Raw genomic sequence first — 26,450 nt, forward strand, 5'->3', positions numbered from 1 at the left:
GGCTGAATGAGCATCGAAAAGAAGGTTTGGTGGATTTCCGGTGCCCTGACCTTTGGTCTTGCGGTGCTGCTCTTCAGGCTTCTGGTCGCGCTGAACCATTTCGAGGGTGACCCGACGCAACTGCCGGACCAGGCCTCAGTCGATGATTATCTGAAAAAACTGGGAAATGCGCCGGAATACCAGGTGAAGACCGGAATCTTCATCAAATCCTTCAGCTTTATCGGCGCCAGCGACGTGCATGTCAGCGGCTATATCTGGCAGCACTACGAAGACGGCATCCATGATGCGATCAAACCCGTCGAGGGCGAGGTGGGGTTTATCCTGCCCGAGGCCACCGATGCCGCGAATGGTCTGATCGAAGAAGTCTATCGCATGGACCAGAACGGGTCGGAACTGATCGGCTGGTATTTCGAACAGACCCTGCGGCAGAGCTTTGACTACACCAGTTATCCGTTTGACCACAAAACCGTCTGGGTCCGGTTCTGGCCCGGTGAGTTTAATGTCAATGTGGCTCTAATACCGGACTTTTTGGCATATCCGGCAACCGGCCCCGAGGACATCTTTGGCATTGATCCCCGTATCGTCATGGGCACGTGGGAGCGTGAGAACACCTATTTCGATTACCGCCAGTCCGATCTGGATACCACGCTGGGCATCGGAGAAAACGAGTTTCAGACCAACTTGCCCGAGCTGCACTATAATTTCGTCATCAAGCGGAATTTCGGGAATGCCTTCATCGTTCACATGATCCCGCTGATCGTGGTGACGATGTTGCTGTTCGGCGCTGTGATGACCGTCACCCGCCGTCCCAATCTGGTGGAACGGCATGATTTCAGCACGTCCAGCGTGATCGGCACGTGTTCGGTCCTGTTTTTTGTGATCCTGCTGGCCCATGTGCAGCTGCGCGAAGGCTTTGCCGGATCGCCGGTGATTTACATGGAGTCGTTCTTTTTCCTGATGTATTTCCTGCTGCTGGCGGTCTCGATCAACACCTACCTGTTCGCGTCCGAGGCGGTGCCCTCGCTGCGGTTCATTCACTATAAGGACAACCTGTACCCCAAGGCCGCGTTCTGGCCCTTTGTCCTGCTGTGCATGGTGGCGATCACGGCCTATAACCTCAGCCTAAAGGCCGGGTCCGAAGATGAGGCCGTGATCGAAAGGCAGAATTAGGTCGGTGGCTGATAGCCCGGCTTGGGCGTGCCCGTGGCCATATCCAGCGTGTATTCGGCGACGACCTCGGATGTGCCCTGCTCCCACTGATCCAGATACTTGGTGGGATGCGCGATCACATAGGTATAGGCGGGTTTTTTCACGCCGTTGATCAGCACCTTGATCCGCTTGCGCACATAGACATTCTCGGGCGAGTCGGGACCGTGGTAACCTTCCAGCTTGTCCAGCTCTTTCATCCCGCTGGATGAGACGCGATAGACCTCACCTTTCACCGCTTTGCCACGGCCTTTCTGGTCCACCAGCGTGGCCATGCGGTGTAGGAAACCGCAGTTGGGGTTGTCGCAATGCGGCTCGTGCGGCACGATCAGGGGCATCCGTTGCCGGGTTATGGCCTCGCCGACGAAATCATCCAGCACCTCGGTATGGGCATCGTGGTTCGGGAATCCCTTCTTGAGCGAGCCGTAAGTGAAGTAGAGATAGGTCTTTTCCCTATCCTCGATCAGATCGCTTTCGTCCTCTTCCTCCAACTCGGTCAGGGTGTGGGTGTTGGCCCAGTCGTCCAGCATCTCGACGATCTCTTCCGAGAGTTTGAGACCCCTGGTGTTGTTCGGATTCTGCAGGAAGTTAATGCAGGCACTGGCGTCGATCCCGTCTGCCCCCAGCAGGATTTCCACCATTTCGACCGAGTTGTTCATCACCGCCACATGCAGGCTGGTAAAGCCGTGGTCATTGCTGGCGTTGATGTTGATGCCCCGGTTGATCAACGCCTGCGCGGCTTCAAGGTCGGGCTTGCCCAGATCCACCCCGTCGTCCTTCAGCTCACCTTGGCCGCCAGCCGCGTAGTGCAGCAACGTGTCGCCGTTGCTGTCATCGACGATGTCGATCCCTGCCATGCCGTTGTCGATAGCCTGGAACACCCGTCCCCATTGCGCGAAATTGTCCGAAGCGGCGGCCTCCTGCGCCCATTTGCAGATGTTGTGTTCCTGATCGGCCAGTTCCTCGAAGGCTTCGTCCAGCACCTCCATGATCTGGTCCGGGGTGGCCATCATGCCGATCCCCATCCTGCCGTTGGACAGCCGCCCCTTGCGCGGGCCGACCAGATCAATGCCGAGATCGCGCAGCTTTTCCACGTTCCGCTGGGTGGTGACGTTGTTCCACATATTTGTGTTGCAGGCCGGGCAAAGGATCGCCGGCTTGTTCCGGTACTGCCACGCGACAAAGACCGAGGACAGCAGGTTGTCTGCAATCCCGTTGGCGATCTTGCCCATCGTATTGCAGGTCACCGGGGCGACAATTACGCAATCAGCCCAGTCGCACAACGCCAGATGCGAGGCGCGCAGGGGCATTCCGAATTCGATATAGCGAAAGTTCCATTCGTCATCGTCGCGGTAATAGTCATTGTGGGTGATGCATTTCTCGATCCGTTCGGTGCCGAAATCGCGAAAGAACTTCTCGGCCGAGACCGATGGGATCAGTTTCACGTTGTGACCGGCGGCTGTGATCCGTTCCACCAGTTCCGGCACCTTGTCCGCCGCCGATGATCCGCAGGCACACAGCAGCACATTGCGCTTTTCGGTGGGGGCATCGGTCAGCCCGCCCTTGGGATAGCCAAAGATGTTCTTGTCCAGGCTGGGGGATTCATGGCGCAGCAGAACCGGCAGCCCGGCCTCGTGCACCCGCTCCTGCAAATGCCCTTTCAGGATCATGTCGACAATATCGGTGCGTCGGCCCAAGCATTCGCCCTGAAAGAACAGATAGGGTGCCTTTTCCTTGCCGGTCAGCACGTTCAGCTGCCGCCGCATCTTCATCACATTGGCCCCGTGACCTTCGATGTCGATCAGCTTGACGCTGGTGATGCCGATATTGGCCAGAATACTGCGCAGCATATAGGACCACGGGTCTTCGTCCGCATAGAACATGACGATCGGGTGGTTCGCCACGATCCGGGCGACGTCGGTCGGGTCTTCGGGCGGCTCATGCTCCTCGATCACCAGCATCGCCGGGTTTTTGAGGTCGCGCAAACCGCGGAAGATATGCCCGCGCGGGGCCTGCCAGACCTGCGAGGTGGCGGGGCTCATGTCCACCACCGTCACCAGATCGCTTTCTTCGTCATAGGCGATGCAGAGGCACCAGAACTCTTCCAGCAGTGCGGTTTCACGATACACGTTCTCGGGCGGGCGGATGACTTCGAACCCCAGCACGCGGTTGAAGTCGATATTGATCATCAGGTGCCGGTCCTGGTCGTCGTTCAGGCTGCGCAGCTTGTCGCGGAACCAATCCTCGGGCGCTTTGTCCTCGGCACCCTTTCGGGTGGAATAGCCGTGGAAGGTGCTGCCCAGATGCACGTCGGGCGACTGGCTGAGGTAGCGCTGTGCCAGCGCGTGCATCTCTTTTGCGGTGGACACCCGGCTGAGCGCATCGGTGAAATTGGTTTGCGTCGCAATCAGCAGCTTGTCTTCATCGACCTGCGCGTCCCCCAGAATCGCAAGGCTTTCGGCCAAGACCCCAAGTGAGTTCATGTTCGGGCTGGCCCGCCGGAACAAATTGCGCCGTTTCTTGGGGTCTTTGGCCAGATATTGCGTGCTGTCGACATAGTTGCAGTCCTGCTGCAACGTCTGCAGGTTGGTCTTCACCGCCTCGCGCGCCGAGAACCGCAGGATACCCCGCGACCGCATCGAGGTTCCGTCGCGATCCGACATCCCTGCCCAGATACGATCCACGGTGGTCACCCACAGCTTGCCGTATTTCTCGGGGTGCACGTCCATCATGTGCACCAGCCCGGTGCTGGGGTTGCATTTGGCGATGATGGCAAAATGCCCGCCCGGCAAGTTCGGTTTGCCATGGGCAACACCGACCTGGAAATTCGCTACCAGAATGTCGTTGTCGCCGCCCAACCGGTTGGATTCGCCGATCGCTTCCAACAGCAGCTCGACCGAGGTGGTGGCCTCATCCATGAAATAGGCCTGAACCTGCACTTTCTCGCGCAGTCCTTGCGAGTGAATGAAGGTGCAGGCAACGTCATAAAGCTCACCCAGCGAGATACCGTCATTTACGACGAATGAGGTTGGCAGGCCGCACTCGCGGAAGATGTCGTTCACCTCGCAGCTGAATCCCAGCGCCGACATGCTCAGCGCTGCCGCCGTGACGCTGCAACAGTTGATAGGTTGCTGGAAGTTTTGCAGATGCACACTGACCAGATCGCCGAACAGGGTGTCGTAACAGGCTTCGCGGGTCTTGGTCGGGATTTCGAACCAGTGGTTGCTGGACAGGTAGGCCAGCTTGGTGCCGGGCGTGGCCAGCGCCTCGAGGCTGACGGGGATGTCAAAAATCTCAAGATGTTCTTCGTAGAAATAATCGCCGCTATCGGCGGTGGCCAGAACCATTCCGTCCTGGCGCAGCTGCACCTCGCCGTCCAGTACAACATACATGCCCCGCGACGGCAGAACCGTTTCCTCGGACACTTCGAAACACTCGAAATGCAGCCTGATGGCTGATGGATCATCCGCCGGAAGGATGTCCTGTATCAATGCCCATTCGGGTTCGGTTGGAGTAAAGGAAATGGTGTTTTCAATTGGGTCCTTAGGCACGTCTGTTCCCCCCTGAACTTAGCCATGAAACGCATAAAAAAACCAACGCTGTATCTGGTGCCTGCGTCAGGTTGCGGTGGTCATACGGAATTTCATGACCGGCCCGACGGGGCGTTCTGCGCTGGCCGGGCCGCGCGGCCGCAGGAAATTGTGCGAACAAATGGGCCCAATTGGCTGTACCGTAGCTTATTTGGACACAAAAATCACGGATGTTGTTGATTTGACTGTGCGAGTTTCAACGAGCCAGCCCGAGCTTTGATGTCAGCCTTTTCCCGCCCCGGACTCGGAAAGCTCTACTTGCTGACACCGGTGCCGCGCCGGCTCCCAGGTGGTTGCGGCGCACATGACACGGATCGCATGAGACATAATGACGAAAATGTTGTCAAAATGACGTAACTTTCGGCGTTTTCGTCAAGATACCCCCTGCGGATCGAACAGCCCGCGTCCCATACTTTCAATAAACGAAAGAGGAGGCGCGTTTTGAGCTGGAATATTTGTGTCATAGGGGCAGGCAAAATCGGTCAGATGATCGCCAGCCTGCTGCAATCATCCCCCAATTACTCGGTCACCGTGGCGGACCGCGATCTGGCCGCTTTGTCGGTGCTGAACAAGCAGGGGATTGCGACCCGGCAGATTGATGTGGGGGATGAAGCGCAACTGGCGCAGGGGCTGGCCGGGTTCGACGCCGTGATCTCGGCGGCGCCGTTTTTTCTGACGCCCAAAATAGCCAAAGCCGCCAAGACAGCGGGCGCGCATTATTTTGATCTGACCGAAGACGTCGCCGCCACCAATGCGGTGCGTGAACTGGCCGAGGACAGCGACACCGCCTTCATGCCGCAATGCGGTCTGGCGCCGGGCTTTGTCGGCATCGCCGGTGCTGCGCTGGCCTCGGATTTCGACGAACTCGACAGCCTGCATATGCGGGTGGGGGCTCTGCCGCTTTATCCGACCAATGCATTGAAATACAATCTCACATGGTCCACCGACGGGCTGATCAATGAATACTGCAACCCCTGCGATGCCATCGTGAACGGCGAGCGTGTGAAAACCGCGCCTCTGGAAGATTATGAGGTGCTGGGTCATGACGGGGTAGAGTACGAATGCTTTAACACCTCGGGCGGGCTGGGTACCTTGCCGGAAACGCTGGAAGGCAAGGCGCGGGCGGTGTCCTACCGCTCGATCCGCTATCCCGGCCATTGCGATATCCTGAAGCTGTTGCTCAAGGATTTGGGGTTGGAACGCCGTCGCGATCTGCTGAAGGACATCTTTGAAACCGCTCTGCCGCGCACCGATCAGGATGTTGTGCTGGTCTATTGCACTGCTAAAGGCACGATCGACGGCGCGCTGCGCGAGAAATCCCTGATCAACAAGAGCTTTGCGCGTGAGATCAACGGACAGGTTTGGAGCGCCATTCAGGTCACCACAGCCGCGGGCGTTCTGGGTGTGGTCGACTTGATGCGCACGGGCGCTCTGCCTAGCACGGGCTTTGTCCGGCAAGAACAGGTGAACCTGTCCGATTTCCTCAACACCGAATTTGGCCGGCTCTATCGCGCCGGTGACGTAACCCAACAGAACAAGGCGGCCTGAGATATGAAAGACATCGTGATGACTGCGCAAACCACACTGGCAAATCTGGACCTGACCAAGGCGGAGCTGACCGGCGGCACTCTGGCCGTGCGGTCCCCAATCGACGGCAGCCTGCTGGCCGAGGTGCATGAAACGCCCGCCGATGACATGGAAGCGGTATTTGCCCGTTCCAAAGCGGCGTTCAAAGCCTGGCGCACGGTTCCGGCCCCGCGTCGGGGCGAGTTGATCCGCTTGCTGGGCGAAGAACTGCGCGCCGCCAAGGACGATCTGGGCGCGCTGGTCAGCTGGGAGGCGGGCAAGATTACGTCCGAAGGTCTGGGCGAAGTGCAGGAGATGATCGATATCTGCGATTTTGCCGTTGGCCTGTCGCGGCAACTCTACGGCCTGACCATCGCATCCGAACGCCCCGGTCACCGGATGATGGAGACTTGGCACCCTGCCGGTCCGGTCGGTGTGATTTCGGCCTTTAACTTCCCCGTCGCGGTCTGGTCGTGGAACGCGGCATTGGCGCTGGTCTGTGGCGACACGGTGATCTGGAAACCGTCCGAGAAAACCCCGCTGACCGCGATGGCCTGCCAGAAGATCTTTGAACGTGCGCTGGCCCGGTTTGGCGACGCACCTGACCACCTGCTGCAAACCCTGATCGGCGCCGCCGCGCTGGGCGAGGCGCTGGTGGCCAGCGAGGATGTGCCGGTGATCTCGGCCACGGGCTCGACCCGCATGGGCCGCGCGGTGGCTCCCGTCGTGGCGCAGCGGTTCGGCAAGTGCATTCTTGAGCTGGGCGGCAACAACGCGATGATCGTTGGGCCGTCAGCCGATCTGGAAATGGCGGTGCGGGCGATCGTGTTCTCGGCTGTGGGCACCGCCGGTCAGCGCTGCACCACGCTGCGCCGCCTGATCGTGCACAAATCGATCCGCGCGGAATTGGTTAGCCGTCTGAAGAAAGCCTATGCCGGTCTGCCCATCGGCAATCCGCTGGATGAGGGCACATTGATCGGCCCGCTGGTGGACGAAGCCTCGGGTGCGGCCATGACGGCAGCGTTGAAAGCGGCTGAAGCCGAAGGTGGCACCGTGTTTGGCGGCGACCGGGTGACTGAAGGCGTGCCCGCTGGCGTTTACATGCAGCCTGCCATCGTCGAGATGCCCGGCCAGACCGCGACGGTGAAGACCGAGACCTTTGCCCCGATCCTCTACGTGATGGAGTACGGTGATTTCGACGATGCCATCGAGATCCAGAACGACGTGCCGCAGGGCCTGTCCTCCTGTGTGTTCACGCTGAACATGCGCGAGGCCGAGCAGTTCCTGACCGCAGCTGGGTCGGATTGTGGCATCGCCAACGTCAATATCGGGCCTTCTGGTGCCGAGATCGGCGGTGCCTTTGGTGGTGAAAAGGAAACCGGTGGCGGGCGTGAAAGCGGTTCGGACGCGTGGAAGGCCTATATGCGGCGTCAGACCAATACCGTGAACTACTCGGCCGAGCTGCCGCTGGCGCAAGGCGTCAAGTTCGATATCTGATCATACGGCCTGGCGGCAGCTACAGCGCCGCCGGGTCAATCCGCAAACAGGTAGTCCAGCCGCATCACAGCTTGTGCCTTGTCTTGTGAGACACCCAGAAACTCGGCTACGGCGGCCTCGTTCTCGGTGCGCGGGCTGGATTCCCGGATACGCAAATACCCGTCAAACCCTGCGCCCCGGATCAGTTCGGATTCGTAGCTGATCGAATTGCGCAGCGTCGGCACAAGTCGCGCAACCCTCGCGGTTGGGCTGTTTTCACCGGCCAGGCCAACCCGGCGGGCGTGACCGATCAGGTATTCGTCGGAATATTCACACTCGATTTCCAGAACATGAGTCTTGGCCTGATCGGCGCAGAAATCCTGAATGATGTCCAGATTGCCCGGGTCCACGCAGATCACCAGCTTGTCGGTCTCGAAATGGTCGAACAACATCCGCACGACTGCGCGCCGGTGGCGCGAGCGTTTGAGCAGCGTCGTCTCGATCCCGCCGAGATCGGGCAGGGGAGTTTCTTCTTCGTTGAACAGGTATTCGACGCAGGGAATATCCGTTTCAGAAGTGATCTGATCGACCAGACGTTTGGCCACGTGCCATTTCTTACAGGCGATCAGGAAAATCTCGCGCTCGGGGCCCAGCGTGTTTCCGGCCTCCCAGAAGCGCTGCCCGAACCGGCGGCCAACCCGCCCGCGCCCGGTCAGGAAACCATAGAGGTTGCGACCTTCATCCGAGATTTTGAACTCGACCCCTTCGCTTGCGTACAGCTTGCCCAGTCGCTCTTTCAACTCATGGGCCTCGGGGCTGATTTTGCGGGCGAACAGATAATCCTGCCCCAGCAGCATGTCATAATGGTCGTTGTAGAAGGTCACCGGCATCCCGTAGTCCGAGAACAACAGGAAGGTCGGGGTGCGGTTTTCGATCTCTTCCTTCGGGATCAGGTGGCGGACCAGGGTCTGAAAGAAGGTTTCATCCGGAATCCAGGTGGTCGAGAAAAAGCGTTTCACATCGGGGCGCTGTTGCAGAAAGTCGAGGATCATCTCGACTGTTCGGCGGCGCAGGCACCACCACTGGCTGCCGATCATGACCTGAATATCCGCCGGGATGTCGCGAGTCAGTCCAAAGCGTTTCTGCAGGTCGTATGAGGTATAGAACAGCTTGCTCTGGGTGCGTTCGTTGAAGAAATGGCGATAGACCAGCCGGTCGTCCTTCATGCCGGTCTTGATCCAGTTGCTGGCAAAGAAATCGTGGCTCTCGACAAAATCCTTGTCATTTTCGCCAAGAAACCAATGGGCGTATTCGGCCGTTTTGATCGCCATGCAGTCACCGGACAGCATGTAGAAATGCGTGGCGCGGGGAAAGGCATCCACCGCAGCCTGCAGGGCATTCAGCGTTGCCTGAACCAAAGACCACTCGCCCCAGCCGCATTTGATGCGTTTCGCCGCGAAGGTGACATTCGGATTGTCCTTCAGGGCGTTTCGGATACTGTCATACGCCGCAGCGCTGGCCCGCGCATCAAAGTGAATGGCCATGCAGTCCCCGGCAGCGGTCAGTTGCTCGGCCTGGGCAATGATCGCCTTGGGGTCTTTGTGGCACAAAAGAATATAGGCAATCTTTGCCATATCGTATCTGTGAAGTCCGTTTTAGCCTGTTTGACCCGTGATACTGAGGAAGAGCGATTGAATAAACAGAATATTTTTGGTTCTTTGGCTACAAAAGCAGGCGTGTTTATCGAGTTTTGACCTGTTAAGGAGGCGCAACATATGGGTTTTCCCGGCACCTGGATGACCGAAAGTGAAAGCATGGTTTACCGTGTCGTGCCGAAATGCGCGTGCTCGACCATCGGGCAGATCATGTATTACTCGGATCATGGCCGGTTTTTTGATGGCGATATCCACGACGCAAAGGACGGGATGCACAAATGGGCGTTCGACCATAGTCAGGATCGCATCTCGGGCAATATCCGCAACCATGCGTCTTATTCCTTTACCTGTGTACGCAATCCCTACACGAGGATTCTGAGCTCGTTCTTCGACAAGATCTGCGGCATTCAGCGGAACGGGAAACGCTATCGCGGCAATCTGGTCCCGACGCTGATCTACAATTACGGGATCGAAGTGGGGGGCGATGACGGCAAGGGCGAGTTCGACCAGATCGCCAGCTTCCGCCGCTTTCTTCTTTTCGCACGGGATACGATCCGCTGGCGCAGGCCGATGGACCCCGACATCCACTGGTCTGCCATGTCAGGTCATGTCTCGACCTTCATCGTAAATGGTGGGCGGTATGACCGGATTTTCTGGACTGAGAAGTTCAACGACGGGATGCAGGGTGTTCTGGACAACCTCGACACGCCGCACGCGGTGAACCTGTCAGACATCCCAAGGTTCAACGAATCCGAGGGCCACGGCCCCAAGCGTGCCCATCCGGTCGAGGATTATTTCGACGATCTGTCGATGCATCTGGTTTATGAGATCTACAAACAGGATTTCGAGCTGTTCAAATACGATTTCGAGAATCCGGGAAACAAGATGCCAACCGGCAAAATTGATCTGGATGAGGTCCACGCCAAGCTCGGAGACTGACGAAATTCCGGGGAAGCTCCCGCCCATCGTCAATGTCTCTGACGAGACATCTCCTCTGGTTGGGCCCGGCGCCGCGCTTCGCGCGGCGCCGGGCCCAAGACCGAACGTGGCATTGGCGCAGCCGATGGTGCGTTTCGGGCGCGGGAGCCCTCTGACGTTGGAAGGAACCGGCCCCAATCAGGAACCGGTTCTTATCGCTCAGACCTGACGTACAGCGCCTTTGGCGGCGCTGGTGGTCAGTTTGGCATAGGCCTTGAGTGCCGTGGACACCTTGCGCTTGCGCGGCTCGGCTGGGTGCCAGCCTTTTTCGTCCTGTTCTTCCCGGCGCGCGGCCAGTTCTTCGTCGGACACGGCCAGATGGATCGAACGGTTGGGGATGTCGATCTCGATCTTGTCACCCTGGCGCACCAGCCCGATCTCTCCGCCCTCGGCGGCTTCTGGCGAGACGTGGCCGATCGACAGACCCGAGGTGCCGCCCGAGAAACGACCGTCGGTCAGCAAGGCGCAGGCTTTTCCCAGCCCTTTGGATTTCAGGTATGAGGTCGGGTACAGCATCTCTTGCATCCCCGGACCGCCGCGCGGCCCTTCATAGCGGATGACCACCACGTCGCCTGCTTCGACCTTGCCGGTCAGGATGTCGTTGACTGCCTGATCCTGGCTTTCGCAGACATAGGCCGTGCCAGTGAAGGTCAGGCTGGCCGGATCGACACCTGCGGTTTTCACGATGCAGCCGTCGCGGGCGATATTGCCGAACAGAACCGCCAGACCGCCGTCCTGACTGAAGGCGTGCTCTTTGCTGCGGATCACGCCGCCCTCGCGGTCGGTGTCCAGTTCCTTGTAGCGGTTCGACTGGCTGAACGCCTGCGTGGTGCGCACGCCGCCGGGGGCGGCCTTGAACAACTCCTGCGCCTTTGGGTTGTTGGCGACCTTAATGTCCCAATTGGCAATCGCCTCGCCCATGGTGCCGGAATGAACCGTGCTGCAATCTTCGTGCAGCAGGCCTGCACGACCAAGCTCGCCAAGGATCGAGAAGATGCCGCCGGCGCGGTGGACGTCTTCCATGTGGACGTTCTCGGTGTTGGGCGCGACCTTGCACAGGCAGGGCACCTTGCGGCTGAGGCGATCCATGTCGGACATGGTGAAATGCACCTCGCCTTCATGCGCGATGGCGAGCAGGTGCAGAACGGTGTTGGTCGAGCCACCCATGGCGATATCCAGGCTCATGGCGTTCTCGAACGCCTCGAACGTTGCGATTTCGCGCGGCAGAAAGCCTTTTTCGTTCAGGTCATAGTGGCGCTTGGTGATCTCGACGATACGGCGACCGGCTTCAAGGAACAGCTCTTTGCGGTCCGCGTGGGTTGCCAGGGTCGAACCGTTGCCCGGCAGCGCCAGACCCAGCGCCTCGGCCAGACAGTTCATCGAGTTTGCGGTGAACATGCCCGAGCACGACCCGCAGGTGGGGCAGGCGTTTTCCTCGATGTGCTTTACCTGCTCATCGGTGTAGTGATCATCGGCGGCGGCAACCATCGCGTCGACGAGGTCGATTTTCTTGACGTCCAGATCCTCGATGTCGATCTTGCCAGCTTCCATCGGACCACCCGAGACAAAAATCGCCGGGATGTTCAGGCGCATGGCGGCCATCAGCATACCGGGCGTGATCTTGTCGCAGTTCGAGATGCAGACCATCGCGTCCGCGCAGTGCGCGTTGACCATGTATTCTACAGAATCCGCGATCACCTCGCGCGAGGGCAGCGAGTACAGCATCCCGTCATGACCCATGGCGATGCCATCATCCACCGCGATGGTGTTGAATTCTTTCGCCACACCACCGGCGGCCTCGACCTCGCGGGCGACCATCTGGCCCAGATCCTTCAGGTGCACGTGACCGGGGACGAACTGGGTGAACGAGTTGACGATGGCGATGATCGGCTTGCCGAAATCGCTCTCGGTCATGCCGGTGGCGCGCCACAGGCCACGAGCACCGGCCATGTTGCGGCCATGGGTGGAGGTTCTGGATCGGTACATTGGCATGATGCTGTTTCCCTTTTGCCCCGGTTGCGATATGCGGGATATGTGCGTTATAGCGCACGTACCACATGTGCGCTATAACGCACAAGGGGATTCGAAAGACGATTACTATGGCACCGGAAGACATAACGCTGAAACTAAGGGATGTGCGGGCGGCCTCGGGGCTGAGCCTGTCCAAGGTGGCTGAAATGACCGGCGTCAGCAAAGCCATGCTAGGCCAGATCGAGCGTGGTGAGTCCAGCCCGACCATCGCGACGCTGTGGAAGATCGCCAAAGGGTTTCAGCTGCCCCTCAGTGCATTGATCGGACCGGCGGCGCTGCGCGACACGGCTACGCCGGACGTGTTCCGCACCGTGACGTTCCCCGGCAGTATCGAGGTCAAGATCGTCTTTCCCTTTGATCCCGCCCTGCGGGCCGAGACATTTCATGTGGAACTTTCGCCGAACCAAAGCCACGAATCCGCCGCCCACGCGACCGGTGTGACGGAAGAGGTTTTTGTCCTGAACGGCGCGCTTGAGATATTGCGGGATGGTGAATGGGTGGCGCTTCAGGCCGGACAGGGTCTGCGATTTGCGGCGGACCTGCCGCATGGCTATCGCGCCGGTGATCAAGGGGCTGCTTTTTTGAACATGCACCATTATGCACAACTGGATGCGCTGGCCGCGATCGGCTGAACGCGAAACCAATACGCCCGAGGAACGACATGGCCGCTTTTCTTGAAACTCTGACGCTGGCGGATGCTGTTGGCTCGTTCGGTGCGCTGGTTGTTGTGGCTGCGTATTTTGCCACTCAGATGCGGATGATGAATTCTGACGATCTGGCGTTTCCGGTGCTGAACTTGGCCGGATCGATCCTGATCGTCTATTCGCTGCTTCAGAACTTCAATCTGGCCTCGATGTTGATCGAATCCTTCTGGATTCTGATCAGCATGATCGGGATCGTACAGTTTTTCCGCCTCAGACGCGCGCGTTAGGCAGGCTGGGCGCCATCCAGCCTTGAACCCCAATGCCTGCGCGTATAGGGACAAAACAAGCTCGCTTTTGGGGAGGCTTTGATGCAGGACGATCCGAAAACCCTCGTTTCAACCGAATGGCTTGCAGCCCACATCAAGGACCCGGATCTGCGGATTCTGGACGGGTCGTGGTATTTGCCGCAGCAGGGGCGGGATGCCAAGGCGGAATATGACGAGGCGCATATTCCCGGCGCACGGTTTTTCGACATAGATGAGATTTCCGACCGGCGGTCGGACCTGCCGCACATGGCACCTCCGGTCGAAAAGTTCATGTCGCGCCTGCGGGCGATGGGTGTGGGCGATGGCCATCAGGTTGTGGTCTATGACGGTGCCGGGCTGATGTCAGCCGCGCGGGTCTGGTGGCTGTTCCGCCTGATGGGGCAGGAAAACGTCGCCGTTCTGGACGGGGGCTTTCCCAAATGGCAGGCCGAGGGTCGCGAGATCGAGGATTTGCCCCCCGTCATCCGTGACCGCCATATGACGGTACGCGTGCAGAACCATCTGGTGCGCGACGTGACACAGGTGTCGGCGGCAACCAAACTGGCCGATCACGAGATCATCGATGCCCGCTCGGCCGCTCGCTTCGCCGGAGCCGAAGCAGAACCGCGCGAAGGATTGCGTTCGGGCCATATTCCGGGGTCGCGCAACGTACCTTTTGGCAACCTTCTGAACAAGAACGGCACCATGAAGTCGCCCGACGAATGCCGCGCCGTGTTCGAGGCCGCAGGCGTGGACCTGTCGAAACCGGCCATCACCTCTTGTGGGTCGGGCGTGACTGCTGCGATCCTTAGCCTGGCGCTCGAGCGCTTGGGAAAGAAAGATCATTCGCTTTATGACGGCTCCTGGGCTGAATGGGGTGCCTTCCCGACCCTGCCCGTCGCAACCGGAGAGAACTGATGTTCGAGAACCTCAAACCGCAGCCCGCCGACAAGATTCTGGCGCTGATGCAGATGTACCGCGAAGACCCGCGCGATCAGAAGATCGATCTGGGTGTGGGTGTCTACAAGAATGCCGAGGGCGTGACGCCCGTAATGCGCGCAGTCAAAGCCGCCGAAAAGCGCATTCTCGAAGAGCAGGAAACCAAAGCCTATACCGGTCTGGCCGGTGATCCGGCCTATGCCGATGCGATGATCGGCCTGATCCTTGGCACTTCGGTTCCGCGTGGCAACATTGCCGCGGTGGCGACGCCGGGTGGTACCGGAGCATGCCGTCAGGCGTTTGAGATGATCCGCATGGCCAACCCGTCGGCGCGTGTGTTCGTGTCGAACCCGACTTGGCCGAACCACTTGTCGATCCTGAACTATCTGGGCATGGAGGCCGTTCCGTACCGTTATTTCGACGGTGAGACCCGTGGTGTCGATTTCGACGGCATGGTCGAGGACCTGAAAACCGCCAAGGCGGGCGACGTGGTTCTGCTGCACGGTTGCTGCCACAACCCCACCGGCGCCAACCTGAACATGGTGCAGTGGCAAGAGGTCGTGAACATCATCAACGAGCTTGGCCTCGTGGCGATGATCGACATCGCCTATCAAGGCTTTGGCGATGGTCTGGAAGAGGACGCACAAGCGACCCGTCTGGTGGCGTCGTCGGTCAAACGCTGTCTGATCGCGGCGTCGTGCTCGAAGAATTTCGGCGTCTACCGTGAACGCACCGGCCTGCTGATGGCGATCAGCGATGATGCGGCGCAGACGGCCCTGAATCAGGCGACTTTGGCGTTTCTGAACCGCCAGAACTATTCGTTCCCGCCCGATCACGGCGCGCGTGTGGTGACCACGATCCTGACCGACGACGCCCTGCGCGCCGACTGGAAAGCTGAGTTGGAAGAGATTCGTCTGTCCATGCTGGGTCTGCGTCAACAACTGGCAGATGAACTGCAGCGCCTGACCGGCTCGGACCGCTTTAGTTTTGTCGCGCAGCACCGCGGCATGTTCTCGCGTTTGGGTGCGGCACCGGAACTGGTCGAAAAACTGCGCGCCGATCACGGTATCTACATGGTCGGTGACAGCCGACTGAACATCGCTGGTCTGAACGCAACGACCGTGCCGATTCTGGCCAAGGCGATTGTCAACGTCGGCGTCTGAGCCAACCACTCGAAATTGACAGAAGCCGCGCTAACCAGCGCGGCTTTTTTGTTTTCTGGCTCTATCTATAAAAGACCCTGCCCAAACGAAAAGCCGGGCGCGAACGCCCGGCCTTGGGTTGTTGTCCTCAGGTTCTTAGCCCTTGGAGAACTCGGGGTAGGCTTCCATACCCAGCTCGCCCATATCCAGGCCGTTGATCTCTTCTTCCTCGCCAACGCGCAGGCCAACAGTTGCCTTGAGGATCGAGAACAGGATGAAGCTGACCACGAAGACAAAGATGCCGATCGCAGCGAAGCCGATGATCTGGGTCACGAAGTTCGCGTCACCGTTGGTCCAGGCCACGATGAAAGTACCCCAGAAACCGGCAATCAGGTGAACCGGGATCGCGCCGACAACGTCGTCGATCTTCATGCGGTCCAGCATCGGGACAGTGAGAACAACGATCACGCCACCAACTGCACCGATGATCAGCGCCTGGAACAGCGACGGGGCCAGCGGTTCGGCGGTGATCGAGACCAGACCGGCCAGTGCGCCGTTCAGCACCATGGTCAGGTCGACCTTGCCATACATCACCTGTGTCAGGATCAGCGCGGCGACGGCACCGGCAGCAGCGGCCATGTTGGTGTTGGCGAAGATGCGGCTGATGTCTGCGATGTCACCGATGGTGCCCATTGCCAGCTGCGAACCGCCGTTGAAGCCGAACCAACCCAGCCACAGGATGAAGGTACCCAGAGTAGCCAGCGCCAGATTCGAACCGGGGATCGGAACCACTTTGCCGTCTTTGTTGTACTTGCCGATCCGCGGGCCCAGCACGATGGCACCGGCCAGCGCTGCGAAACCACCTGCGGCGTGCACCAGGGTCGAGCCTGCGAAGTCGCTGAAGCCCATCTCGGACAGCCAGCCGCCGCCCCACTGCCAGGACGCTTCGATCGGGTAGATGATACCGGTCAGCACGATCACGAAGGCGAAGAAGGGCCACAGCTTGATCCGCTCGGCCACGGTGCCCGACACGATCGAGGCGGTGGTGGCGCAGAACATCAGCTGGAAGAAGAAGTCCGAGCCGACAGTTGCATAGGACAGGTCGGCATTCACGCCGTCCAGACCCACGGCCTCAAGCGATGCAGGGGCGATTGCGCCCAGAACGCCGGGGATCATCCAGCCATCGCCGGGATACATCAGGCCATAGCCGACCAGCCAGTACATAATGGCGGCGAACGAAAACAGGCCCATGTTCTTGACCAGCTGCATGGCGACGTTCTTCGAACGCACCAGACCGGCCTCGAGCATGGCAAAGCCCGCAGCCATCCAGAACACCAGGAAACCGCCAACCAGGAACAGCAGTGAGGTCAGGATAAATTGCGTGTGCTGCGCGGTCTCGCCACCGGCGGCCTCTTGCGCAAGACCCATCTGCGGCAACGCGACGATCGCGGCGGCAGGGATGAGAGATTTCATCAGGTTCATTGTCAGTCCTCGAATGATTGTGAGTGGGGGCGCCTTACAGCGCCTCTTCGTTCGTTTCCCCGGTCCGCACGCGCAGGGCCTGCTCGACATCGAGGACGAAAATCTTGCCGTCACCGATCTTGCCGGTCTTGGCGGTGTTGGTGATGGTGTCGACGATCTGATCGGCCATCGTGGCTGGGACCACGATTTCCAGTTTGATCTTGGGTACGAAATTCACAGCGTATTCGGCGCCGCGATAAATCTCCGTGTGACCGGATTGCGAGCCGAAGCCCTTGATTTCGGTCACCATCATGCCGCGCACGCCTGCCTCGGTCAGTGCCTCGCGCACCTCCTCGAGCTTGAACGGCTTGATTGTCGCAATGATCAGTTTCACGTTCTTCCCCTCTGCTTCCCCGGTCTGCCCGGCTTGTTTGCACCTGCAGAAAAAAGCGCACCTTCGCGTGGTAAGGAACGGTCCGGGTGACGAAGCGCTGAGGAAAATAGCGGCAAGTTGCACAATTTTTGCACATAATACGGTGAATGATTAAAAAATAGGCAAACTGGGGAAGATGGCTTCCTGAATTTCCGCCCTCTACTTCACCGGTGTGTCAGGGTATGGTGCCTCAAAATGATAACCGGGCAGAGTTTGAGCATGACTGAGTCCAGGCGCCGAAAGACACCGCTGGTCGCGGACAAGAGATACCCGTCGAAAGGGCGCAAGCCCACGGCGACCAAGCGGGCTGCGAAGCCCGCTGGAAAGAAGGCGACCGCGCGCAAGACGACAACCCGAAAGACCGCCCGAAAAAAGACACGCCGGAAATCCGGCGGCAACGGCGGCGGCGGGTTCTTCCGTCGGCTGTTCCGCTGGATTTGGCGGTTGATCTGGGGGGTTACGTGGCGCGTGGGTGCTGTGGCCGGGTTGCTGCTGGCGCTGGCGGTTGGGGTTGTCTACACCTCGCTGCCCGATGTGGATGCTTTGCTGGATGGCCGGGCACGGGGCTCGGTCACGTTGCTGGACCGCGATGGCAAAGTCTTTGCCTGGCGCGGGGATCAGTTCGGCGGGGTGATCACTGCCGACACCGTCTCACCGCATCTGAAGAATGCCGTAGTCGCGACCGAGGACAAGCGATTCTATCGCCATTTCGGTGTCAGCCCTAGGGGCGTCGCCAGTGCGGTCCGCATTAACCTCAGCGAGGGGCGCGGGCCACTTTCTGGCCATGGAGGCTCGACCATTACGCAACAAACCGCCAAGCTGTTGTGTCTGGGTGTGCCCTATGTGCCCAGCGAGTGGGAGTCCGAGGCTGCCTATGAGGCTGATTGCCGTCAGGGCTCGCTGTGGCGCAAGGCCAAGGAAGCGGTCTATGCGATGGCGATGGAGGTGAAATACTCCAAGGATGAAATCCTCACCATCTATCTGAACCGCGCATTCCTTGGTGCCGGTGCCCGCGGGTTCGAGGCGGCAAGCCAGCGCTACTTTGGAATTTCGGCGGCCGAGGTGAACCCGGCACAGGCGGCGATGCTGGCCGGTCTGCTGGTGGCACCGACGCGCTATGCACCCACCAACAACCTGCAACGCTCACAAGACCGGGCGAAGCTGGTGATCGGGTTGATGGAGGCGCAGGATTATCTGACGACCGCGCAGGCCAGCAGTGCCCGCGGCAGCCCGGCGCAACTGTCCGAGGCCGCTGCGGCGCGGGCAGGCGGCTATTTCGCCGATTGGGTGATCACCGAACTGCCCAGCTATTTTGGCACTGACACCACCGATGACGTAGTGATCCGCACCACGCTGGACCAGCGCCTGCAGAAATCGGCGGAAGAGGCGTTGAAATACATCTTCCAGGAAAAGGTGCGCGAAGGGTCTAAGGCGCAGGCCGCGATTGTGGTGATGTCGGCCGATGGTGCTGTGCGCGCCATGGTCGGCGGACGCAAAACGCGCGTGTCGGGCGCGTTCAACCGCGCCACGCAGGCGTTGCGCCAGACCGGGTCCTCCTTCAAGCCGTTTGTCTATGCCACGGCTCTGGAGCTTGGCTATTCGCCGCTGGATACGGTTGTGGACGAGCCGTATTGCGTCAACATTCCCGGATCGGGTCAGTGGTGCCCCAAGAACTATACCAACAAGTTCTATGGCCGGGTAACGCTGGCGGACGCGCTGAAGAACTCGCTGAACATTCCGGCCGTGAAAGTGGCCGAGGTGGCCGGGCTTGAAAATGTGCGCACCGTGGCCAGCGAGTTCGGCATCGAAAGTAATCTGGCCGAAGGTCCGGCGCTGGCGCTGGGCGCATCGGAAAGCACGCTGATCGAGATGACCGGGGCGTACGCGGGTATCCTGAACGGTGGCTCCGCCGTGGAGCCTTATGGTCTGTCCGAACTGAAACTGCTGGGTGACGACACGCCCATGATGGTGACCAGCTCGGGCATTGGTGAACGAGTGATCAACGACAAGGCAGCCAAGCAGCTGACCTGGATGATGGAGCGCGTGGTGTCCGAGGGCACCGGCGGGCGCGCCAAGCTGCCGGGCTGGCAGGTGGCAGGCAAGACCGGCACCACGCAGGCGGCGCGGGATGCGTGGTTCATCGGCTTCACTGCGGATTACGTGGCGGGCGTCTGGATGGGCTATGACGACAACACGCCGCTGTCGGGTGTGACCGGTGGTGGCCTGCCTGCGGAGATTTGGAAAGAAACCATGCTGCGCGTGACCGAAGGCATGACGCCCACGCCGCTGCCGATGTTGGCCCCCGATCCGCCGGTGCGGACGGCGCAGCCTCAGCAACAGCGCCGTCGACAAGGGCGTGGTTTTGAGGACGCTATCAATAACTTCTTCAAGAACGTTTTTGGCAACTGAGGCATAAAAAAAGGCGGTGCACCGGGCACCGCCTTTTACTTTGGAATATCAGACCTGATCAGAGGCTCTCGTCCAGAGCAGCCAGAATCGCGTCACCCATTTCGGTGGTCGAAACCGGCTGAACGCCCTCTTCGGCCAGCAGATCGCCGGTACGGACGCCATCGGCCAGAACCTTCTCGATCGCAGCTTCCAGGCGGTCGGCCTCGGTGCCCTGATCAAAGCTGTAGCGCAGCGCCATGGCGAAGCTGAGGATACAGGCGATCGGGTTAGCCTTGCCCTGACCCGCGATATCCGGGGCCGAGCCGTGGACCGGTTCGTACATCGCCTTGGGGCGGCCATTGGCCATCGGGGCACCTAGGGATGCCGAGGGCAACATGCCCAGCGAACCGGTCAGCATCGCGGCACAGTCCGACAGGATATCGCCGAACAGATTGTCGGTGACGATGACGTCGAACTGCTTGGGTGCGCGCACCAGCTGCATCGCGCCGTTGTCGGCATACATGTGAGTCACTTCGACCTCGGGGTAGTCCTTGGCCACACGATCCACGACCTCGCGCCACAGGATACCGGCCTCCATCACGTTGGCCTTCTCCATCGAGCACAGCTTCTTGTTCCGACGCATCGCCAGTTCAAAGGCGGAACGTGCGGCGCGTTCGATCTCGGATTCGGTGTAACGCTGGGTGTTGATGCCGACGCGTTCGTTGCCTTCCTCGAAGATGCCGCGCGGTTCGCCGAAATAGACGCCCGAGGTCAGCTCGCGCACGATCATGATGTCCAGACCGGCAACAATGTCTTTCTTCAGCGACGAGAAATCCGCCAGCGCGTCAAAGCACTGCGCCGGGCGCAGGTTCGAATACAGGTCCATTTCCTTGCGCAGGCGCAGCAGGCCGCGCTCGGGCTTTACGCTGAAATCCAGGTCGTCGTATTTCGGGCCACCCACGGCGCCCAGCAGAACCGCGTCGACCTCTTGCGCCTTGGCCATGGTCTCGTCCGACAGGGGCTTGCCATGCGCGTCATAGGCGGCACCGCCGACCAGATCCTCGCTCACGTCGAATTCCAGGCCGCGGTTCGCTCCGAACCAGTCGATTACGCGGCGCACTTCGGCCATGACTTCGGGGCCAATTCCGTCTCCGGGCAGGATGAGGAGCGAGGGGTTGGACATGAAGGATCTCCTTGCGTTTCGTCGCAATGGCCCTAGCGCCTGCGCCGCATCGGGTCAATGAGACGAACCGGCCTTTATGGCCCGGAAATCCGCTTTCCGGGCCGAAACTGCCGTCCATCAAGCGTTTTCTGGTCAAAGACTGGCCTTCAACCCCTCGGCCAACAGGTCCCAGACACGCCGGATTCGGGGCGTCTGGCGCATGGCCTGCGGGGCGGCCAGCCAGACGGGAAGGGGTTCAATCTCGACATCCAGATCCAGCACTTCGACATCCGGGTCGGCCTGAGCCACCTGAACCTGTGAGAAGCCGATGCCGCACCCGGCCCGGACCAGCTGCCAATAGGCGCTTTGAAGATCGCACCTGGTGGCGAAACTGTTTTTACTGGCAGGCCAGCCCCGTTGCTGCATTTTTTTGATAATCTGCTCGTTGGCGTCAAAGCCGACCAGATCATGTTCGAACAGGTCCTCGGGATTTTGGGGTCGTCCGGCCCGATCCAGATAGGCCCGGGCGGCGCAAAAGCACAGGTTCACATCCCCCAGATAGCGCGAGATGATGTCCATCTGCGCGGGGCGGTACATGCGCACGGCGATATCGGCCTCACGATATAGCAGGTTCTCGGTGGTGTCAGTGGCCACCAGTTCAAGCTGAATCGCCGGTTCCAAAGCGCGGATCTGCGCCAATATAGGCGGCAGCAGGTGGTGCGAGGCAAAGACCGAGGCGGTGATGCGTACCGACCCCTCTAACTGCTGCGACTGCCCCGCGGCTGCCAGGCTGAACGATGTCATGGCTGAATGCATCTGCTGCGCCATCGGCAACAACTGTGTGCCCACCTCGCTGAGTTTCAGGCCGCGTGCGTGACGGTCGAACAGGGACACGCCCAGCTCATCCTCAAGCGCATGAATCTGGCGGCCCAGCGTGGGCTGGCTGCGGTCCAGCTGCCGTGCCGCCGCCGACAGTGAGCCGGTTTCGGCCACCGCCAGAAAGCTTTGAATCAGGGACCAGTCGGCGTGAGTAAGTGATTTGTCCATTCAAATATGAATACACGCTCTGCATTTCCCGGCAATTGCTCGATTGATTTGAATTGATAGTTTCCATTTGGAAGGAGTTCCCCATGACACAATCCGTTCTCATCCTGGGTGCAACCGGCCGATTTGGACGAAACGCTTTGGCTGCGTTTCGAAACGCGGGGTGGGCCGTTCGCACCTTTAACCGCACCACCGAAAGGCTGGCGCAGGCCGCGCAAGGTGCGGATGTGATCGTCAACGCCTGGAACCCGCCCTATCCGGATTGGCAGGCGCAGGTTCCAGAGCTGACCCGGCAGGTTATATCGGCTGCGCGGGACACAGGAGCGACGGTCATCATCCCGGGTAATGTCTATGTGTTCGGGGCAGATTCACCGGGGCCGTGGTCAACGGCCACGCCACATCTGGCCCAAAACCCTCTGGGCCGGATTCGGATCGAGATGGAGGAAGCCTATCGCGCCTCATCCGTTCGCACGATCATTCTGCGGGCCGGGGATTACCTTGATACATGCGCGTCTGGGAACTGGTTCGATCAGGTGATGATCAAACCTCTGGCGCGGGGGCGTTTCATCTATCCCGGAAATCCCGACATCGCCCATGCCTGGGCCTATCTGCCCGACCTTGCCCGTGCAGCGGTTGCCCTTGCCGAGATGCGCGAGAGGCTGCCCCGTTTTTGCGACGTGCCTTACGAGGGGTACACAGTGACAGGCTCTGAAATGGCGCAGGTGCTGTCTCGGGTCACAGGTCGGCACGTGCCCGTGCAGCGAATGAACTGGTTGCCGATTCAGCTTGCCCGCCCTTTCTGGCGGATGGCGCCTCATCTGCTTGAGATGCGGTATCTGTGGAATACGCCGCACAGTCTGGAGGATGCGTTTTTCCGAGAACTGGTCGGGGATTTTCAGCGTACGGATCTGGATGCCGCGCTGAAACGGGCGATCCCTGATGCGCTGCGTTCGGATGGGGTTCTGGCCCCCGCCTGATCGCCACTAGGGTGCGGTTACGTCAACCCAGACCAGACGGTGCCTGCTGGCTTGTTCGGCCGCTGCGCGCTCGGGCGATCCCGGTTCGGGCCAGAACACGCCCGAGCTTGTCACCTGCAGATCGGTTGACGGTAGTAGGTAGTCCACCCGCATCTCTCCTACCGCTTTCCATTCCACGGTGGTCAGCGCGCCCGATACGTCAGCGGGGCGCGGGTCTTGCAAGCGGGGGTCAGCCAACAGCGCTTGGATCGCTTCCCGGCGTCCTTCGCCGCGTTCGGGGTCCTGATTGGCATCCCCGGCGATCACGAACGGGCCGTCGGGTTTGTGACCAAGCTGGCCGTCCAAAACAACCGACCAAAGGCGGATTTCGTCGCGGTTGCGCAGCCCGTTGCGGTCTTCGGGTCCGTCGAATACCGGCGGGGCGGCGTGGAAGGTCATCAGGTCCATCGTACCGAGAGGCGTGTCTACCGGCACGATCCAATGGGCCACGGCGGACAGGCGCTGAATGCTCTGCGCTTCTTCCGAGGGGAAAGGGCCGTTATCCGAGACCGGCATCTGCGCGCCGGGCAGGTCACGCCACAGCAAGTCGGTGAACGCCTGCACGTCGCCAGAGTGAATCGGATAGCGCGACAGCACCGCAAGCCCGCCCTGACCAGTGAACCGGCCCCAGCCCTGCGCGTCTGCCGGGCCATGTGCCCGGCCATCTCCGTTCAGGTCTAGGGACGTTTCAAGACCGGCATTGGGCTGCGCAGCAAAGTGATAGGAATAATCCAACCCCGCGGCGCGCAGCTGTTCGATCAACGCGATCAGAGCCTCGGCGTTCAGGTCCCAGTCGATGCCCTGCAGGGCGAGGATGTCCGGCTGCGTGGCCACCAGCACCTCGACCACTGCCTGCACCTGCTGATCACCGCGCCGGATGTCCCGCAGCAGCAGGCCCGGCCCGTCGCGGCTAAGCTCTGTATTGTAGGTGGCAATGCGTACTGTCTGCGCCTGCGCCATCACCGGCAATAGCAGCAGCAGAAGGATGCGGATCATGCAGCCTGCGTGGACTCGGCAGTGGAGTAAGCGCGGCGCTTTTCGACGATCAGATTGGCGATACGCAGGGTTGCCATACCGCGCATGATCATGCTGGCGGGCAGGAAGGCCCAAGCGCTCAGGGTCCAGATCAGGGTCTGAGGGTTGCTCAGTGAGATCGGGTTGGCATAGTCGGTCAGCATCTTGATCAAGGCAGGGATCAGAAACGGCAGCAGCACCCCGATCGAGATGTTCAGCCGTCCGTCCCGTTGCAGGCGCGTGACGACGTCGCCACCCTTGGTCGGATCGAACAGCGGCAGGTTGGTCCAGACGTTGAAGGCGCCGTTGCCCGTCGGCCAGCCGCGCATCTTCACCGCATAGGCAAAGCTGCCGATGGTCACCAACGCCGCGACATAAGCCACGCTGGCGGCAACACGCACCAGCTCGATCAGCGGCGCGCTGGCATCTGCGGGCAGCATCAGCACCACCAGACGAACCGGAGAATACGGGAAGTCGACCACATTGGCGACGCCCAGACCCAACGAGTAGAAAACAGCGGTCAGGCTGCTGGGCGCGTAGGCGTTCTTGCAGATCAGCGTCAGGAACATGATCATCGACATCAGCCCGACAAACCGAAGGCGGTTCACCGGCGGTGCGTCGCGGAATTCGATAAAGCTGGGAAAGGCCGAGTTGTATTCGGCAAAGGTCAGAAAGAATGCGAGAATGGCGAGAAAGACGACAATCTCGGTCCCATTCGTTGACGATACGGGCAGGTACAACGCGGGGGTCAGCACCATCAGTGCCACCAATATTCCCCGAATCGCCGCCCCTGTTGTGCGCGCAATCACTATCCGAACCCTTTCAAACTGGATTAGTCGATTCTTCGCCGACTTCGCTTCCAACTTGTGCCCGCCACTAATCGTTGTGGCGGATGTCTTGATTCACCAATGTTGAACTGGTGGGTGCCTGTACCCGCCACATTGGCGATAAGCGACATTTCGCTCAAGCCAAGGCGCAGAAAACACGTGATTTCGGGCAAAATGATGGCGCAACTGGTGCGGGATTGCATCATTTTTGACGCAAATCCGACGTGTGTATCAATATGATACCTAGATGTTGTAGTCCCCTGAAATACAACCCCAAGAATGCGAAAGGGGCCGCCTTGGCGACCCCATAAAGTTGTGCATTCCCGGATTCGTCGCCAGAATCACACCCAGGGGCGGGCCTGGCTGGCGTGGTCCTCGAACTTGTCGATGTGATGGTCTTTTTCCATCGTCAGGCCGATATCGTCCAGACCGTTCAGCAGGCAGTGTTTGCGGTGCGGGTCGATCTCGAACTCGATCACGACACCATCCGAAGTGGTGATCTGCTGATCTTCCAGATGCACGGTCATGCGGGCGTTTTCACCCTTATGCGCATCTTCCATCAGGACCACGTGATGCTCTTCTGCCACCACGATGGGCAGAATGCCGTTCTTGAAGCAGTTGTTGAAGAAGATGTCGGCAAAGCTGGTCGAGATCACGACCTTGATGCCGAAATCCTTGATCGCCCAAGGCGCGTGTTCCCGCGACGAGCCGCAGCCGAAATTGTCGCCTGCAACCAGAATCTCGGTTTGGCGATAGGCGGGTTTGTTCAGAACGAACTCTTCGTTCTCCTGCCCGTCATCGTGATAGCGCATCTCGTCAAACAGCACGACGCCCAGGCCAGACCGTTTGATGGTTTTCAGGTGCACTTTCGGAATGATCATATCGGTGTCGATATTGATCAGCGGCATTGGGGCGGCCACCCCGTGGACTTTTTCAAACTTTTCCATGTTCACACTCCTGCGGGAGAGGGCCGACCCCTTGCCCCGCGTTTAAGCCTGTTTCGCTTCCGTTGTTTCGTCTTTGGGTGCGTTCTTGACGAAGAACGCCATGAAGACCAATCCGAACCCGTTGAACAGCATCTCGATGCCCAGGAAGATCCCCAGAATGCTCAGCAGCACCTGCGGATCGCTTCCGACGTAGGTCCAGATGATCCCCGCGAGGATGATCGACAAGATGCCCGAGATCATCGTGGGCCAGAAAAACTGCGTTCCACGCATCTGGAACGACAGAATGACCCGCGCGATGCCGCCTGCCATGAACAGGATCAGCATCACCGTCGCAAGGGTCAGGGTTCCCTGCAGCGGGTGATCCAGAAAGGACCAGCCCAGAAACAGCATCACCGCACCCATGATGAGTGACAGAATCTTGTTGCCGGTGCCTTCAACCGTGAAGCCACCCACAAGTTGCAGCGCGCCCGAGATCAGCAGCAACACACCGGTTACCACCGTCACGGCGATCGACGCCACAACCGGTGCGCCCAGTACAAAGATACCGAACGCGATAGACAGAAGCCCCAGCAGGAGCCATTTGACCCAGTCACTCATGTTTTCAATCCCTCAAATATCTAGATATG

21 protein-coding genes are annotated in these 26,450 nt (G+C 59.8%); 10 read left to right on the forward strand and 11 right to left on the reverse strand.

Going from position 1 to position 26,450, the window contains the following annotated elements; translation table 11 throughout:
• Positions 1 to 6 precede the first annotated feature (6 nt).
• The gene (locus GOX63_RS16325; protein ID WP_170546445.1) at positions 7 to 1,170 is read left to right on the forward strand and encodes a hypothetical protein; all 1,164 of its coding nucleotides are present in this window, start codon (positions 7 to 9) and stop codon (positions 1,168 to 1,170) included.
• Here GOX63_RS16325 and GOX63_RS16330 read toward each other — a convergent pair.
• Positions 1,167 to 4,757 carry a flavoprotein gene (locus GOX63_RS16330; protein ID WP_170546447.1) on the reverse strand — a complete coding sequence of 1,197 codons (3,591 nt, stop codon included), beginning with the start codon at positions 4,755 to 4,757 and terminating at the stop codon, positions 1,167 to 1,169. The genes GOX63_RS16325 and GOX63_RS16330 overlap by 4 nt on opposite strands.
• A 480-nt stretch (positions 4,758 to 5,237) precedes the next feature.
• Here GOX63_RS16330 and GOX63_RS16335 point away from each other — a divergent pair, with 480 nt between their 5' ends.
• Together GOX63_RS16335 and amaB are read left to right on the forward strand one after the other, a co-directional pair.
• Positions 5,238 to 6,344: a saccharopine dehydrogenase family protein gene (locus GOX63_RS16335; protein ID WP_170546450.1), complete on the forward strand. Its 1,107-nt coding sequence runs from the start codon at positions 5,238 to 5,240 to the stop codon at positions 6,342 to 6,344.
• A 3-nt stretch (positions 6,345 to 6,347) separates the two neighbouring features.
• Positions 6,348 to 7,859, forward strand: coding sequence for an L-piperidine-6-carboxylate dehydrogenase (gene amaB, locus GOX63_RS16340; protein WP_437436618.1), 1,512 nt, complete (start codon positions 6,348 to 6,350; stop codon positions 7,857 to 7,859).
• Between the two features lie 35 nt (positions 7,860 to 7,894).
• On the opposite strand, the gene GOX63_RS16345 is transcribed toward amaB, so the two are convergent.
• Entirely contained in the window at positions 7,895 to 9,472 is a 1,578-nt protein-coding gene (locus GOX63_RS16345; protein ID WP_170327866.1) for a DUF5928 domain-containing protein, read from the reverse strand.
• 141 nt (positions 9,473 to 9,613) lie between these two features.
• On the opposite strand from GOX63_RS16345, the gene GOX63_RS16350 reads away from it, so the two are divergent.
• The gene (locus tag GOX63_RS16350; RefSeq protein ID WP_170327865.1) at positions 9,614 to 10,432 is read left to right on the forward strand and encodes a sulfotransferase family protein; all 819 of its coding nucleotides are present in this window, start codon (positions 9,614 to 9,616) and stop codon (positions 10,430 to 10,432) included.
• A gap of 198 nt (positions 10,433 to 10,630) precedes the next feature.
• Here GOX63_RS16350 and ilvD read toward each other — a convergent pair whose 3' ends face one another.
• Positions 10,631 to 12,463, reverse strand: a complete 1,833-nt coding sequence (gene ilvD / locus GOX63_RS16355; protein ID WP_170327864.1) for a dihydroxy-acid dehydratase — start codon at positions 12,461 to 12,463, stop codon at positions 10,631 to 10,633.
• Between the two features lie 107 nt (positions 12,464 to 12,570).
• On the opposite strand from ilvD, the gene GOX63_RS16360 reads away from it, so the two are divergent.
• The 4 genes from GOX63_RS16360 to GOX63_RS16375 all read left to right on the forward strand — a co-directional run bounded on the left by GOX63_RS16360 (position 12,571) and on the right by GOX63_RS16375 (position 15,553).
• Entirely contained in the window at positions 12,571 to 13,134 is a 564-nt protein-coding gene (locus GOX63_RS16360) for a helix-turn-helix domain-containing protein (RefSeq protein WP_170327863.1), read from the forward strand.
• 29 nt (positions 13,135 to 13,163) lie between these two features.
• The gene (locus tag GOX63_RS16365; RefSeq protein WP_170327862.1) at positions 13,164 to 13,433 is read left to right on the forward strand and encodes a CBU_0592 family membrane protein; all 270 of its coding nucleotides are present in this window, start codon (positions 13,164 to 13,166) and stop codon (positions 13,431 to 13,433) included.
• Between the two features lie 81 nt (positions 13,434 to 13,514).
• The gene (gene sseA / locus GOX63_RS16370) at positions 13,515 to 14,369 is read left to right on the forward strand and encodes a 3-mercaptopyruvate sulfurtransferase (protein ID WP_170327861.1); all 855 of its coding nucleotides are present in this window, start codon (positions 13,515 to 13,517) and stop codon (positions 14,367 to 14,369) included.
• Entirely contained in the window at positions 14,369 to 15,553 is a 1,185-nt protein-coding gene (locus GOX63_RS16375; protein ID WP_170327860.1) for an aromatic amino acid transaminase, read from the forward strand. The genes sseA and GOX63_RS16375 overlap by 1 nt, the downstream gene beginning before the upstream one ends.
• A 135-nt stretch (positions 15,554 to 15,688) precedes the next feature.
• Here the strand turns inward: GOX63_RS16375 and GOX63_RS16380 are convergent, their stop codons facing one another.
• Entirely contained in the window at positions 15,689 to 17,014 is a 1,326-nt protein-coding gene (locus tag GOX63_RS16380) for an ammonium transporter (protein WP_170327859.1), read from the reverse strand.
• 34 nt (positions 17,015 to 17,048) lie between these two features.
• Positions 17,049 to 17,387 (reverse strand): P-II family nitrogen regulator, encoded by a 339-nt coding sequence (locus GOX63_RS16385; RefSeq protein ID WP_170327858.1) that lies wholly within the window; start codon positions 17,385 to 17,387, stop codon positions 17,049 to 17,051.
• A gap of 258 nt (positions 17,388 to 17,645) precedes the next feature.
• Here GOX63_RS16385 and GOX63_RS16390 point away from each other — a divergent pair, with 258 nt between their 5' ends.
• Positions 17,646 to 19,835 carry a transglycosylase domain-containing protein gene (locus GOX63_RS16390; RefSeq protein WP_170327857.1) on the forward strand — a complete coding sequence of 730 codons (2,190 nt, stop codon included), beginning with the start codon at positions 17,646 to 17,648 and terminating at the stop codon, positions 19,833 to 19,835.
• Between the two features lie 58 nt (positions 19,836 to 19,893).
• Here the strand turns inward: GOX63_RS16390 and leuB are convergent, their stop codons facing one another.
• Together leuB and GOX63_RS16400 are read right to left on the reverse strand one after the other, a co-directional pair.
• Positions 19,894 to 20,997: a 3-isopropylmalate dehydrogenase gene (gene leuB / locus GOX63_RS16395; protein WP_170327856.1), complete on the reverse strand. Its 1,104-nt coding sequence runs from the start codon at positions 20,995 to 20,997 to the stop codon at positions 19,894 to 19,896.
• A 132-nt stretch (positions 20,998 to 21,129) separates the two neighbouring features.
• Complete coding sequence (locus tag GOX63_RS16400; RefSeq protein WP_170327855.1) at positions 21,130 to 22,023, reverse strand: LysR family transcriptional regulator; 894 nt, start codon at positions 22,021 to 22,023, stop codon at positions 21,130 to 21,132.
• A gap of 83 nt (positions 22,024 to 22,106) precedes the next feature.
• Between GOX63_RS16400 and GOX63_RS16405 the strand changes: the two genes are divergently transcribed.
• Positions 22,107 to 22,997 (forward strand): sugar nucleotide-binding protein, encoded by an 891-nt coding sequence (locus tag GOX63_RS16405; protein ID WP_170327854.1) that lies wholly within the window; start codon positions 22,107 to 22,109, stop codon positions 22,995 to 22,997.
• A 6-nt stretch (positions 22,998 to 23,003) separates the two neighbouring features.
• Here the strand turns inward: GOX63_RS16405 and GOX63_RS16410 are convergent, their stop codons facing one another.
• The 4 genes from GOX63_RS16410 to GOX63_RS16425 form a co-directional block, all read right to left on the reverse strand.
• Positions 23,004 to 24,032, reverse strand: a complete 1,029-nt coding sequence (locus tag GOX63_RS16410; RefSeq protein ID WP_170327853.1) for an endonuclease/exonuclease/phosphatase family protein — start codon at positions 24,030 to 24,032, stop codon at positions 23,004 to 23,006.
• The gene (locus GOX63_RS16415) at positions 24,029 to 24,859 is read right to left on the reverse strand and encodes a hypothetical protein (protein WP_170327852.1); all 831 of its coding nucleotides are present in this window, start codon (positions 24,857 to 24,859) and stop codon (positions 24,029 to 24,031) included. The genes GOX63_RS16410 and GOX63_RS16415 overlap by 4 nt, the downstream gene beginning before the upstream one ends.
• 359 nt (positions 24,860 to 25,218) lie before the next feature.
• On the reverse strand, positions 25,219 to 25,824 hold the full coding sequence (gene leuD / locus GOX63_RS16420; protein ID WP_170327851.1) for a 3-isopropylmalate dehydratase small subunit: 606 nt from the start codon (positions 25,822 to 25,824) through the stop codon (positions 25,219 to 25,221).
• A gap of 42 nt (positions 25,825 to 25,866) precedes the next feature.
• Positions 25,867 to 26,421, reverse strand: coding sequence for an HdeD family acid-resistance protein (locus GOX63_RS16425; RefSeq protein ID WP_170327850.1), 555 nt, complete (start codon positions 26,419 to 26,421; stop codon positions 25,867 to 25,869).
• Positions 26,422 to 26,450: the final 29 nt, after the last annotated feature.

Origin of the sequence: Ruegeria arenilitoris (assembly GCF_013031355.1) — a bacterium.
Taxonomy (GTDB): Bacteria; Pseudomonadota; Alphaproteobacteria; order Rhodobacterales; family Rhodobacteraceae; genus Ruegeria; species Ruegeria arenilitoris_C.